Annotated in this window: 12 protein-coding genes; 6 read left to right on the forward strand and 6 right to left on the reverse strand. The window is 73.1% G+C overall.

What is annotated here, in order from left to right; genetic code table 11:
• Nucleotides 1–186: 186 nt before the first annotated feature.
• A complete protein-coding gene (locus AB0411_RS06275; RefSeq protein WP_366416064.1) occupies nucleotides 187–1,647 on the forward strand; it encodes an SDR family NAD(P)-dependent oxidoreductase in 1,461 nt (486 codons plus the stop codon).
• Here the strand turns inward: AB0411_RS06275 and AB0411_RS06280 are convergent.
• Entirely contained in the window at nucleotides 1,626–2,627 is a 1,002-nt protein-coding gene (locus AB0411_RS06280) for a LysR family transcriptional regulator (protein WP_366416065.1), read from the reverse strand. The two genes, AB0411_RS06275 and AB0411_RS06280, sit on opposite strands and share 22 nt — an antisense overlap.
• A 138-nt stretch (nucleotides 2,628–2,765) precedes the next feature.
• Nucleotides 2,766–4,793, reverse strand: coding sequence for a M3 family metallopeptidase (locus tag AB0411_RS06285; protein ID WP_366416066.1), 2,028 nt, complete (start codon nucleotides 4,791–4,793; stop codon nucleotides 2,766–2,768).
• Nucleotides 4,794–5,057: 264 nt separating this feature from the next.
• Between AB0411_RS06285 and AB0411_RS06290 the strand changes: the two genes are divergently transcribed.
• The gene (locus AB0411_RS06290) at nucleotides 5,058–5,495 is read left to right on the forward strand and encodes a CBS domain-containing protein (RefSeq protein WP_086715131.1); all 438 of its coding nucleotides are present in this window, start codon (nucleotides 5,058–5,060) and stop codon (nucleotides 5,493–5,495) included.
• A 174-nt stretch (nucleotides 5,496–5,669) separates the two neighbouring features.
• On the opposite strand, the gene AB0411_RS06295 is transcribed toward AB0411_RS06290, so the two are convergent.
• Nucleotides 5,670–6,359, reverse strand: coding sequence for a transglycosylase family protein (locus AB0411_RS06295; protein WP_366416067.1), 690 nt, complete (start codon nucleotides 6,357–6,359; stop codon nucleotides 5,670–5,672).
• Between the two features lie 498 nt (nucleotides 6,360–6,857).
• Between AB0411_RS06295 and AB0411_RS06300 the strand changes: the two genes are divergently transcribed.
• Nucleotides 6,858–8,540, forward strand: coding sequence for an FAD-dependent monooxygenase (locus tag AB0411_RS06300; protein WP_403146586.1), 1,683 nt, complete (start codon nucleotides 6,858–6,860; stop codon nucleotides 8,538–8,540).
• Between the two features lie 28 nt (nucleotides 8,541–8,568).
• Here AB0411_RS06300 and AB0411_RS06305 read toward each other — a convergent pair whose 3' ends face one another.
• Nucleotides 8,569–9,048 (reverse strand): EF-hand domain-containing protein, encoded by a 480-nt coding sequence (locus AB0411_RS06305; RefSeq protein ID WP_366416068.1) that lies wholly within the window; start codon nucleotides 9,046–9,048, stop codon nucleotides 8,569–8,571.
• 339 nt (nucleotides 9,049–9,387) lie between these two features.
• Here AB0411_RS06305 and AB0411_RS06310 point away from each other — a divergent pair, with 339 nt between their 5' ends.
• Complete coding sequence (locus AB0411_RS06310) at nucleotides 9,388–9,810, forward strand: hypothetical protein (protein WP_366416069.1); 423 nt, start codon at nucleotides 9,388–9,390, stop codon at nucleotides 9,808–9,810.
• Between the two features lie 143 nt (nucleotides 9,811–9,953).
• Nucleotides 9,954–10,685 carry a L,D-transpeptidase family protein gene (locus AB0411_RS06315; RefSeq protein ID WP_366416070.1) on the forward strand — a complete coding sequence of 244 codons (732 nt, stop codon included), beginning with the start codon at nucleotides 9,954–9,956 and terminating at the stop codon, nucleotides 10,683–10,685.
• Between the two features lie 112 nt (nucleotides 10,686–10,797).
• Here AB0411_RS06315 and AB0411_RS06320 read toward each other — a convergent pair whose 3' ends face one another.
• Both AB0411_RS06320 and AB0411_RS06325 read right to left on the reverse strand, forming a co-directional pair.
• On the reverse strand, nucleotides 10,798–11,211 hold the full coding sequence (locus tag AB0411_RS06320; protein WP_366416071.1) for a thiol-disulfide oxidoreductase DCC family protein: 414 nt from the start codon (nucleotides 11,209–11,211) through the stop codon (nucleotides 10,798–10,800).
• A 178-nt stretch (nucleotides 11,212–11,389) separates the two neighbouring features.
• On the reverse strand, nucleotides 11,390–11,893 hold the full coding sequence (locus AB0411_RS06325; RefSeq protein WP_366416072.1) for a hypothetical protein: 504 nt from the start codon (nucleotides 11,891–11,893) through the stop codon (nucleotides 11,390–11,392).
• A 242-nt stretch (nucleotides 11,894–12,135) separates the two neighbouring features.
• Here AB0411_RS06325 and AB0411_RS06330 point away from each other — a divergent pair, with 242 nt between their 5' ends.
• The gene (locus tag AB0411_RS06330; protein ID WP_366416314.1) at nucleotides 12,136–12,933 is read left to right on the forward strand and encodes an SDR family oxidoreductase; all 798 of its coding nucleotides are present in this window, start codon (nucleotides 12,136–12,138) and stop codon (nucleotides 12,931–12,933) included.
• The last annotated feature ends 35 nt before the right edge of the window (nucleotides 12,934–12,968 follow it).

Genomic DNA, 12,968 nt, shown 5'->3' on the forward strand with positions numbered 1-12,968 from the left:
CGCGCCGGGCCCCTCACCCGTGACCGGCGCGGCGCGGCGGGGCGTGCGTACGGGGCGCCGGCGCGCCGAGGCGGGCGTGCTCACCGGCGTGGGCGCCCCGCCGGGTTTGGCACCGAAGCCCCCGTCTCATTACAGTTCCGCCGAAGTACGAATAGAACACACGATCCCAGGGAAGCGGCAGCGGCAATGACGGTGACCGAAACAGGCCGGGCCGAGGGCACGGGTATCGACGCGGAGCGGATGGCGGTCTGCCTGAGCGTGCTGGAGGAGCTCGACGCGCTGCCCGTCGACCACCCGGACGCGATCACCATACGACGCGCCACCGCCGGCATCTACCGCACGGTCAAGCAGCGCCGCCGGCAGGAGCGCCGGGCGGCCAAGACCGCCAACGACCGGGCCGTGACCGCGGCCACGGCCACCGGCGCACCCGACCGGATCGACGACGAGACCCAGGGGCTGGCCCTCACCAGCTCGGTGACCACGGAGATCGCCGGCATCCTGGAGCGGCCCCGGTCCTGCTACACCTGCAAGAGCCGCTACGTCGAGGTCGACGCCTTCTACCACCAGCTCTGCCCGGCCTGCGCCAAGGAGAACCGGTCCCGCCGCGACGCCCGCACGGACCTCAGCGGGCGGCGCGCCCTGCTCACCGGCGGCCGGGCCAAGATCGGCATGTACATCGCCCTCCGCCTGCTGCGGGACGGCGCCCACACCACCATCACCACCCGCTTCCCCCACGACGCCATCCGCCGCTTCAAGGCGATGCCGGACAGCGCGGAGTGGCTGCACCGGCTGAAGATCGTCGGAATCGATCTCCGTGACCCGGCCCAGGTCATCGCGCTCGCCGACGAGGTGAGCGCCGAGGGCCCCCTCGACATCCTGATCAACAACGCCGCCCAGACCGTCCGCCGCTCTCCCGAGGCCTACGGACAGCTGATCGACGCCGAGTCCGCCCCGCTGCCCGCCGGCGAACTGCCCGCCTCCGTGGTCCTCGGCCACTTCGGCAGCGGCGCCCCCGCCGCCCTCGCCGCCGCCTCCGCAACACCCGGCGCGCTGACCGCGGAGGACATCACCGCCCTCGCCCTGACCACGGGCTCGACCACGCCCGCCCGTATCGAGGCGGGCACCGCGATCGACGCCGGCGGCCTCGTACCGGATCTGCACCCCACCAACACCTGGATCCAGAAGGTGGACGAGGTCGACCCGGTCGAACTCCTGGAAGTCCAGCTGTGCAACATGACCGCGCCCTTCCTGCTGGTGAGCAGGCTGCGCCCGGCGATGGCAGCGGCCGCGGCGCGCCGGAAGTACGTGGTCAACGTCTCCGCCATGGAGGGCCAGTTCAGTCGCGGCTACAAGGGCCCCGGCCACCCGCACACCAACATGGCCAAGGCGGCGCTGAACATGCTCACCCGGACCAGCGCCCGGGAAATGCTGGAGAACGACGGCATCCTCATGACGGCCGTGGACACCGGCTGGATCACCGACGAGCGCCCGCACCCCGACAAGATGCGCCTGGCCGCGGAGGGCTTCCACGCACCCCTCGACCTCGTCGACGGAGCGGCCCGGGTGTACGACCCGATCGTCCGCGGCGAAGCGGGCGAGGACCTGTTCGGCTGCTTCCTGAAGGACTACGCGCCCGCGGCCTGGTGAGCGTGACCGCCGGCCGCGGCGGGCCGGGTGCTCCCGGTCCGCGGTCCGGACGGTGACGGCCCGCGGGCTCCCGGCTCGGGCAGGCTGGTCCGCAGCCGCCCCAGGAGCGCCCGGGCCGCGGGGCCGGCGGGCCCTGCCGTCCGCCAGGTCAGGGCGACCCGGCCGCGCGGCCGGGGATCGGTGATCTCCAGCGTCCGCAGCCCGGCGGCTGCCGCCTCGTCCGCCGGCAGCGCCGGGACGACGGCCACGCCGAGACCACGGGCCGCGAGCCGCGCCAGCACCTGTGGGGCGGCCGCCTCGAAGGCGATCCGCGGCCGGAAACCGGCTTGGGCGCAGCAGCGTTCGAGCACCCCGCGCAGGCCCGTACCGCGCGGCAGACTGATCAACGGGCGGTCGCGGAGCGCGGCCAGCGGGACGGTCGTACGGTCGGCGTGCGCCGCCAGAAGGGCGTCGTCGGGCGCGACGGCGGCGACGAGCGGCTCGTCGACCACGATCCGGCAGGAGAGGCCCGCCGGCGGTTCCTCGTCCGCGAGGCCGATCACCGCGAGGTCGAGCGTGCCGTCGTGCAGTGCGCCGAGCATCCGCTCCGAGGTGTCCTCGGTGAGGGACATGTCGACCTGCGGGTGCGCATCGTGGAAATCGGCCAGCAGCGACGCCAGGTCGAACCTGCGAGTGCTGGCGCCGGAGACCAGGCCGACCCGGACCCGGCCGCGCAACAGCCCGCCGAACTCGTCCACGGTCTGCCGGATCTCCTCGACGGCGGCGAGCGCGGCCCGCGCAAGCGGGAGGACGCTCTCGCCCACCTCCGTCGTGGTCACCGAACGGCCGGAGCGGTCCAGCAGCGGCTGCCCCAACTCCCGCTCCAGCTGCCGGATCTGGGCGCTCACGCCCGGCTGCGCCAGATGCAGCCGGGCGGCCGCCCGCGTGAAGTTGGCCTCCTCCACCACCGCCACGAAGTACTGCAGCTGCCGAAGTTCCATAACTGCTGATTCTAGAGAGGCGAACGGCACGCTCTCGGACTTATGGCGGGGGCGACAAGATCCTTGTGGCCGGGGGGATTTCGGGGGCGGGGGCGGCCCGATGGCGGACGCCACGGTGGCCGCTCCCGCCGCCCGGAGTCAGCCGTCCAGTCCGTGGCGCGCCAGCAGCGGCGCGAGCTCCGGGTCCCGCCCGACCACCGCGCGGAACGCGTCGAGCGGGTCGACGCTGTTGCCCCGGGCGAGGAGCTCCCGGCGGAAGATCTCACCGCTCTCGCGGATCGTCCTGCCGTTCTCGCGGAACCAGCGCACGGTGTCGGCGTCCAGCACCTCGGCCCAGCGGTAGCCGTAGTACCCGGCCGCGTAGCCGCCGCTGAAGACATGGGAGAAGTAGCCGGTGCGGTAGCGCGGCGGGATCGCGGCCACCGCGAGCCCGTAACGCTCCAGCGCGGCCGCCTCGAACGCCGCTGCCCCGTCGGCGGCCGGCGCGTCGCCGTCGGCGAGGCTGTGCCAGGCCCAGTCCAGTACGGCGGCGGCCTGGTGCTCCACCATCCGGAAGCCCGCGCCGAAGTTCTCCGCCTCGCGCAGCCGGGCCGGCAGTTCGGCCGGCATCGGCTCGCCGGTGACGTGGTGCCGGGCGTAGTGCGCCAGCACCTCGGGCCAGTCCGCCCACACCTCGTTGACCTGGGAGGGGAACTCGACGAAGTCACGCGGCACCTGTGCGCCCGACAGCAGCGGGTAGCGCACGTCGGAGAACAGGCCGTGCAGCGCATGCCCGAACTCGTGGAACAGCGTGTTGACTTCGCCCCAGGTCAGCAGCACCGGCTCGCCGGCCGGGGGCTTGGCGACGTTCAGGTTGTTGACCACCACCGGCTTGTCGCCGAGCAGACGGGACTGCGGCACCAGCGCGTCCATCCAGGCGCCGCCCCGCTTGGACCCACGGGCGTGGAAGTCGCCGATGTACAGGCCGAGCGGGCTGCCGTCGGCGTCGTGCACCTCCCAGACGCGGGCATCCGGGTGGTACGACACCAGGTCCGGGCGCGCGGTGAAGGTGATCCCGTAGACCAGCCCGGCGGCATGGAAGACCCCGTCGTGCAGCACGGCCTCCAGCTCCAGATAGGGCCGCAGCACCGACGCGTCGACCGCGAACCGCTCCTTGCGCACCCGCTCCGAGTAGTACTGCCAGTCCGCCGCGCCGACCTCCGCCACGCCGGCCGCCTCGGCCAGGGCTGCGCCCTCGCGCGCGGCGTTGGCGGTGGCGGGGGCGACCAGCCGGCCGAGCAGGTCCTCGACGGCCCCGGTGGTACCGGCGGTCCGGTCCGCGACCTCCCAGGCGGCATGGCTGGGGTAGCCGAGCAGGGCGGCCCGCTCGGCCCGCAGGGCGGCCAGGGCGACGGCTACCGGGCCGTTGGTGTCGGCGCCGCGCCCGAGGGAGGCGGCGAGCAGGCGCGCACGCAGCGCGGGGTCGTCCAGCGCGGCGAGCTCGGTCTGCTGGGAGAAGTTCTTCAGGCTGAGCACGAACTTGCCCTCGTGCCCCAGCGCTCGGGCGTTCGCCGCGGCGGCCGCGACCTGGTCGGCGGGCAGCCCGGCCAGCTCCTCGGCGCTGTCCACCACGAGCGCGGCGGCCGCGGTGGCCGCCCGGAGGTTCTGCCCGAACTCGGTGCTGCGGGCGGCGATCGCGGCGTTCAGCTCGCGCAGGCGCCGCTGCTGCCCGGGGGCGAGCCGCGCACCGGCCCGGACCCGGCTGGTGTGGTGGCGCTCCAGCAGCCGCAGCTGCTCCGCGTCGCATCCGAGCTGCGCACGGCGGTCGAAGAGCGCGTCCAGCCGGGCGAACAGCGCGGAGTCGAGCAGCAGCGCATCGTCATGGGCGGCCAGCCGCGGAGCGATCTCGACCTCGATCGCCTGGATCTCCTCGTCGGTGTCCGTCGCCACCTTGTTGAAGAACACCCTGCCCACCCGGCCCAGCACCGCGCCGCTGCGCTCCAGCGCCTCCACGGTGTTCTCGAAGGTCACCGGCTCGGCGCAGGCACCGATCGCCGCCACCTCGTCCAGCTGCTCGGCCATGCCGCGGGCGAAGGCGGGGAGAAAGTGCTCGTTCCGGATCCGCGCGAACGGCGGGAGTCCGTAGGGCAGTTCACTCGGCTCGAAGAAAGGATTCGACGTCGTCACAGGGTCCGACCTTACGCCCGGGGGCGACGTCCGGTCCGGCAGTCGCCGCAGGACAGCCCTTGTGGACGCGGGTAGTTGCCCTTCAGAACATACGCCGCGGGCGGGAGGAGGCAGCGCGCCCCCGCCCCGCGTCGGAGGCCGGGCGCGCCCGCTCTCCGCCGGGAGGGCGCCGCAGCGCTGCGCCCCCGGTCCCGGTGAGCGTCGTGGGGTCATCCGTGATGTGATCGAAGCGAGGCAATCACCACTCCTGAGACAGGAGGAATCATGGCCAGCAAGCTGCGAGCCCGCGACATCATGTCCGGCGGAGCGCGCTGTGTAGGTGCCCACGAATCATTGATGGACGCGGCGAAGATGATGCGGGACCTGGACGTCGGCTGCCTGCCCATCTGCGGCGACAACAACCGGCTCATGGGCATGGTCACCGATCGCGACATCGTCGTCACCTGTTGTGCCGAAGGAGTCGATCCGGCGACGGTGCAGTCCGGTTCGATGGGGGGCGAGCTGCACTGGATCGACGCGGACGCGGACGCCTCCGAGGTCCTGCGGACCATGGAGGAGCACCACATCAAGCGCCTGCCGGTGATCGACGTCAAGGGCGGCCACCAACTGGTGGGAATGATCACCGAGGCCAACCTCGCCAAGAACCTCAGCGACGCGGAGATCGCGGAGTTCGCCAACCGGGTGTACGCGACCGCCGGCTGACCCGCCCCACGCCGCACCGCACGCGCCTTCGGCGGGGCACGGGCGACGCCGGGCCACCGGCACGGCCCGCGGTGGCCCGTCCCCTCCGACGAGCCACCGCGGCGTGACAGGGTGGAGCATCACCGGAATTCGCTCGGCGACGGGCCGGGGAATTCCGGGTATTTCCTTATGCGTTCAGTGGCCGCCGGAGTGCGGCACGGCCAGTCGCAGGCCGGGGAAAATCAGATGCGGATTCGCCCCGATCACCCGCCGGTTGAGCCGGTAGAATTCCTGCCAGCCGAGACCGTGTGCATACGCGATGCCGCTCAGCGTGTCACCGGAGTTGACGACGACCGAGCCGCCGGTACTCCGATGGCGCCCCACTTTGTAGCGCTTCTCATGGGACTGCGGATGGCGGGCCCGCGCCCGGGCCGGCGGCGCGGCCTGGCGCTGCGGTGCGGGGCGCGCGGTGGTCCGCGGAGTGCGGTGCGCGGTGGCCGAGTTGAGCCCCAGCGACGCCGAGCAGGCCGGCCAGGCGCCCCAGCCCTGCCGGGCCAGCACCCGCTCGGCCACCTGGATCTGCTGGGACCGGGTCGCCCGCGCCGCCCGTGACGCGTAGACGCCGCCGCCGAAGGAGTGCCAGGTGGAGTGGGCGAACTGCAGCCCCCCGGAGAACCCGTTCCCCGTGTCGATGCGCCAGTTCCCGCCGCTCTCGCAGCCGGCCAGGCGGTCCCAGACCCCGCCGGACCGGGCCTCGGCCGGCTGTCCGGCCGCCAGGTTCAGCGTGCCGGCCGTGAGCAGGACCGCCGCTGCCGTGAAGCCCCGGACGCCATAGCCCCGGAATTCACCCCGGGCAGGCGATTTCGATGCCCGCGCACATTCCATGCCTCTACTCCCGTCGCTCGCCGCACAGTTTCCTGGCGGTTCTGCAGAAAACCTGGCGCGTTTTCGGCGTACGCGTTCGAACGATGCACGAACCGCGATTTCCGTGCGGCGCCAGGAATTTGACGGGGAAGAGACAACCACGGCCCGAGTTCGCCTCGGCAGAGCGCGCGGGAGCGCCGCCGCCGCCCGGCCTGCCCCCTTGCCGTCGGCCCGCGGCCGTGCTTGTGCCGGGCACACCTGTTCAGACGGGCGGGGCGCACCCGTCGGGCCGAAGGCGCCGCACACCCCCGTGCCCTGCGATCACCTGCCCGGCCCCGGGGTGTCCGCCGAGCGCGACCGGCGCACACGATGCATGCGCTGCGCAGGTCCGCATGCACCGCGCACGGGCATCCCGGCGGTGCAACGGCCCGTCCCGCCTTGGTGCAACGGCGCATCGCACGCGGCGGGGCGACGGGCGCGGGGAGGCATCCGGCGCTCCCCGCGAGGGGCTGGTGCGGAATGGACAGGCATCGGGCGCTGTGGTGCATTGGAGAGAAGGGCGTCGTCGCCCGGGAGGCAGCCGTGGCCGATGTGGAGGTCCTGGTCGTAGGGGCGGGCCCCGTGGGACTGACCCTGGCCTGCGAGCTGCGGCGCCGAGGGGTGCGCTGCCGGGTCATCGACCGACTGCCCGCACCCCAGCCGTTCGCCAAGGCGGTGGGCATCCAGCCCAGGACGCTGGAGATCTGGGACCGCATGGGCATCGTCCGGGAGGCGCTGGAGGCCGCGGTCCCGCTCCGGGGGCAGCTGCTCTACGTCAACGGCGTCCAGCAGGCGCGGATAGAGCTGACACTGCCGCCGGATGTGCCGTACCGCTTCGCCGCCCTTCCGCAGAACGACACCGAGCGCCTGCTCGAAGCGGTGCTGGCGCGCTGGGGAGGGCACGTCGAACGCGGCACCGAGCTGCTGGGTTTCGAGCAGGACGCGGACGGCGTCCGGGTCCGCCTCGCCCTGCCCACCGGCGAAGCGGAGGGGACGAGCGCCGGGTTCCTCGTCGGATGCGACGGGGCCCACAGCGTCGTCCGCAAGACCCTGGGCCTCGGCTTCGCGGGAGGTGCCTTCCCCGAGGAGTACATGCTGGGCGATGTCGAGGTCGACTGGGATCTGCCGCCCGGCTACGCGGTCCGGTCCATGCACCAGAGCGACGGACGCACCGACGACCTGCTGGTGTGCATTCCGCTGCCCGGCCACCACCGCTACCGGATGTCCATGCTCGTCCCGCCCGCACTCTCCAGGGAACCTCAACAGCCCGACGACGAGGGTGTGTCGCACGGGCTGGAGGACGGTCCGGTACCCGGTCTCGCCGACATCCAGGCGGTCCTGGACCGGCTCGCGCCCCGGCCCGCCACCGCCACCGCCCTGCGGTGGTCCTCGGTCTTCCGCATCAGCCACCGCCTGGTGGACCGCTATGGGGAGGGCCGGGTGTTCGTCGCGGGAGACGCCGCCCACATCCACCCGCCCACCGGCGCCCAGGGCATGAACACCGGAATTCAGGACGCGTACAACCTGGCCTGGAAGCTGGCCATGGCGGTGCGGTCGACCGCGAGTGAGGGGCTGCTGTCCAGCTATCACGCCGAGCGCCGCCCCGTGGGCGAGGAAGTGGTGCAACGGACGGTCCGGCATGCCGGCGAGGGCGTCCAGGCGGACCCGGACGACCCGTCGACCCTCATCCGGCGCGAGGCCCAGCTCCTCGTCGGATACCGCGGCAGCCCGATCGTCGGCACGGACCACCCGCCCCGGCAGGGCCCGGCGCCGGGCGACCGCGCCCCGGACTGCGGCGGCCTCCGCTACGAACTCGCCGCCTTCCCGTCCCGCCTGTTCGACGTGCTGCGCGGCGACGAGCACACCCTGCTGCTCTACGCGGACGGCGAGGACCAGCTGGCGTCGTGCGCCGACGTGGCGGAAGCGGCGCGCGGCAGGGCGCACGGGCAGCTGACCGTCCGGGTGATCGTCGCCCCGGGACTCAGGACGGACGGCCTGCCGCTGCCCGTCGTCCAGGACGGCCGGGACGCGTTCCGGCAGAGCTACGGCGCACACGGCGGCGAGGGATTCCTCATCCGCCCCGACGGCTACCTGGGCCTGCGCCCCGCCCGGGCGAGCGATCCGGAGCTGCTGGCGCAGCTCGCGCTGACGTTCCGGACCTGAGCGGCCGGCGCCGCCGGCGTCGTTGCGCTCACGGGGCCTGCCAGGCCTCGAGCTTCAGCCGTCCGTCGCCGTCCTGGTCCAGCGCCTGGAACGCCGCCTCCGCCTGGGCGGCCGAATACCCGGCCGCGCGGTGCACGGCCGTGAAGTCCGCCAGGCTGACCACGCCGTCCCCGTCGGCATCGGCCAGGGCGACGGTCGCGGCGATCGACGGTCCCACCACCCTGCCGAGCGTCCCCGTCGAGCCCGCCCGCGCGAACGCCGCGACGAACTGTTCCCGGTCCAGGCGCCCCGCGGTGTCCACGTCGGCCAGGGCGGCGAGCTCCTCGAAGGTGTTGCGCATCCCCGCCTGCAGGGCCCGCGCCTTGTCGGACCCCTCCGGTTCGCCCACCGCCGCCGTCAGTACGCGCGCCCGCTCGGTGAAGTCGTCCGCGGTCAGGTAGCCGTCGCCATCGGTGTCGTACAGGGAGAAGCGCTGCTCGTACTCGGCGCGCAGGGCATCGGGGATCATGCGTCGTCCCTTCTTGAAGGGGGCTCTTGGCGGAGCCCGGGGAGGCAGCCGTGCGCGGGGTGCCGCGCCGCCCGCCATGAGCACATTAAGTGGCGTCCCGGGTGCGGACGGTCATCAAGAGGTGGTGTGTCAGGGGCCCGTCTCCCCGGGAGGCGGGGGGCGAATTCCCGACGGAGTGCCGCGCCGGCCGGCCAGAAAGGCGAAAGTGTGTGCGGATTCATGGGAGAGGTCACGTAAGATCCCGATTCAACGTGAACATCTGTCGCAGTCACCCGTACAAGCGGATATGTCTCCGCTGCTGTCGACCGCGGTGACCGCGCAGGGGGGAAGGAAAACGTCATGAAGTCGTCCCGTCTCCGGCGCCGCCTCGCCGGTACCGCAGCCGTCACCGCCCTGGTCGGCGCGGGCATCCTGGCCGCGGCGCCGTCCGCGGTGGCCAAGGCCAATGACCTGGCCATCGACAAGGTCACCCTGCAGGCGCCGGGCCTGCAGGTGAAGGTCACCTACTCCTGCGACCCCGGCATGCACCACCAGCTGGTCGCCAATGCGACCAACCAGACCGGCCATGACGGGTCGGTCGCCGCGGGCACCGTCAAGACGGACAAGCTCACCTGCGACTACAACAGCCACACCGCGCAGGTCGCCCTGCGTCCGGCCGTCGGCTCCTCCTTCGGCAAGGGCGACAAGGTGAAGATCGCGGTCTTCTACTTCGACGAGGACGGATTCAGCTACGCCCGGCAGGAGACCGCAGCGGTGCTGTAGGCGCGGCCGCCGCCCCCGCCGGACCGGGCCGTCCCGGCCGGCCGGGGCGTGCCCGGGCCGGGCGCTTCCATGCCACGACCTGTCAGATATTTCGGGTCGGTCACGTATGCAACCGACGGGTCGGACAAACAGTCCTACGGGGCATGAAAAGACAACTGAACCTGCGGATACCGGGGTCCGGCGCCGGCCGCCGGGCGGGCGCGGCGCTCGCCCTCACCGCACTGACCCTTCCGCTGACGGTGGCCTTCGGCTCCACGGCCCAGGCCGCCACCGCGTCGTCCTGCACCGCGAGCCGCGGCCCCTATCAGAAGCAGGCCGAGAAGTTCCTCGGGCTCCCGGTGGACGGCCGGCAGTCGGCGTCCGACTGCCGGGCGATACGTGCGTTCCAGACCAGCCACGGCATCACCCCGAACATCGGCTACGCCGGCCCGGTCACCTGGGGCGTGATGAGCCTCGTGGCCCAGCAGAAGGCCGCCGGCAACAACCCGAACAAGGCGCGCAAGTGCCCCACGACCAAGGGCCGGATCGCCTGTGTCGACCTGACCCGCCAGCTCAGCTGGATCCAGGACGGCTCGAAGCTGGTGTTCGGGCCGGTCCCGATCCGCAGCGGACGCGACGGGTACGAGACCCGCACCGGCGCCAAGAAGATCTACTGGCGCCATCTGCACCATGTGTCGACGCTCTACCACGTGGCCATGCCGTACAGCCAGTTCTTCGACGGCGGCCAGGCCTTCCACTCCATCAGTGGCAGCGTCTGGTCGGCTCCCGGCTCGCACGGCTGCGTCAACATGCGCACCAACGACGCCAAGAAGTACTGGTCCCTGCTCAAGAACGGCGACGACGTCTACGTCTACGGCCGCAAGTCCGGCACCTGAGCCACCCGGGGCGGGCCGGGCGGCGCCGCGGCGGAGGGGAGCGCCCGAGGGCGGAACGCCACCGGGCGCCGTGCCGCGCGCGAGGGGACCGGCCCCGTTCGGCCGGACCGCGCTACGACGGCTGCCGGCTGTTCCGGGCGGAGGACGGCAGCGCACAGGCCGCCGTGCCGCCCGGCAGCCGCTGACGGTTGCGCGCGATGACGCGGTACGCGGCGTGGGCGGCCCAGCGCACCGGCGGGAGGGTGAGCAGCGCCCCCACCACCGGCCATCCGCCGCGGGAGCTCATCAGCAGTTTGGCGACGGCCTGGGCGCCGCCGTGCACGGAACCGGCCGGGGTCACCCACAGCACTTCGCGCTCGGCGCGCTGCTGGGCGACGCCGAGGCGGGCGAGGTCGGCGAACTGCCAGGGGGTCGCCTCGCAGCGCGGCCGCAGCCGTCGCTCGGCGAACCGGACCGAGGACGTGCAGAAGGCACAGTCGCCGTCATAGACGAGTACGGGTTGCCGCCGCGTCGTCCGTCGCTGCATCGTGCCGCCCCCTTCGCGCCGGTGCCGACCTTGGCGGTTCTCATGATAGGTGAACCGTTGCGGCGACTGCGGCGGGGCGGGACGGCTCCGTACCCGGTGACAGGCCCGGCGGCCCCGTTTCCGGGAAGCGCCGCCGGGCGAGGGCGTACCCGTGCCCGGGCCGTGCCGGGCGGCCGGGTCAGGAAGCCAGCAGGCGGTACAGGGCCATCGGCGTCACATAGCCGGGCCAGCGGCCGTCGGCGAACAGGTGCACGCCGCCGTCCAGATAGCACTGGTCGACGAGCTGGGAACAGATCATGTGCCGGGTGCTGGCGACATAGCGGCGCAGCCCCGGAACGGGCAGGTGGAACCGGTGCGTGGCGATCGCCAGGTAGTCGAGGAAGCTGTAGGGGACCCCGGCGTAGCCGGTGGCGGCCGCGCAGATGTCGGTGCGCTGCCGCTCGGTGAGGTGTTCCGGGCAGACGTAGAGCACGTCCGCGTCGGCGTAGGCGGCCAGGGGTGTGATGCGGGCGCCGCCGGGCTCCGCCTCCAGCAGTTGGTTGTCGGGGAGGACCAGGAAGGCGTGTTCGTAGTCGGCGAAGCCGTCCTTGTTGATCCACTGTCCGAAGCGGATCAGCGTGCCGGTGACGCCGGAGATGCGGGTGAGTCCGATGTCGCCCGGCAGGGGATGGGTGTGCTTCATGAGCAGCTCCCAGAGCCAGAAAAAGGGGGGTTCCCGTAGGTAATACCCGTTGTCCGGGCATCCGGACCGCACTGCGCGGGGGCGGGTGCCGGCGGAGGGGGCAACGCGCCCGGAGGGCAGATGGCAGAGGGGGCGGGAGAGCGGGCGCCCGGCGGGGTACGGGTCCGCGGAGCGGGGCCGCGGCCGCCGCGGGCCGGAGCGCGAGCAGGAGGAGCGGGACGATGGGCAGCTCGGAGCACCCCATGACGGTGCGTCAGGACGGATCCGGGGCGGCAGGCGGCGCGGGCGCCGGGGCGCTGGCGGGCAGTGTGGCGCTGGTGACCGGCGCCTCCAGCGGTATCGGTGCGGCCGCCGCCCTGGCACTGGCCCGGGAGGGCTGCTCGCTCGCACTGGTCGCGCGCCGGACCGAGCGGCTGGAGCGGCTCGCGCGGACCATCGGCGAACGGGGCGGCTCCGCCGTCGCCCTGACGGCCGATCTGGGGGAGGCGACGCAGGCGCCGCGGGTGGTCGAGGAGGCCGTGGGCCGCTTCGGGCGGCTGGACATCCTGGTGAACAACGCGGGCTTCGGCGCGCGCGGCGCGGCGGAGGACAGTGATCCCGAGGACTGGGACCGGATGGTCGATCTCAACCTCAGGGCGGTGCTGCGGATGTCGCACGCCGTGCTCCCGCATCTGCTGAGTGCGGCGCACGACGGGCCGCGCGGCGTGGCCGACCTGGTGACCGTCAGCTCGGTCGCCGGCCGGGTGCCCCGCAAGGGCAACAGCGTCTACTCGGCCACCAAGCACGCGGTGTGCTCCTTCAGCGAGGCGCTGCGCCAGGAAGTGACCGGACGCCAGGTCCGGGTCGGACTCGTCGAACCGGGCATGACCACGACGGAGATGACCCGCGGCAGCAGCCAGGCCGGAGCCGCCCACGGACTGCCCCCGGAGCTCTGGCTGCAGGCCGAGGACATCGCCCGCGTCCTCACCTTCATGGTCACGCAGCCGCCGCACATGGCGGTCAACGAGATCGCCGTGCGGCCGACAGCCCAGGAACGCTGACCGGCGCGCCCGCGTCCGCGACGCCCACCCGAGGA

It is taken from the genome of Streptomyces angustmyceticus (assembly GCF_040701845.1).
In the GTDB taxonomy this organism is placed as follows: domain Bacteria; phylum Actinomycetota; class Actinomycetes; order Streptomycetales; family Streptomycetaceae; genus Streptomyces; species Streptomyces angustmyceticus_A.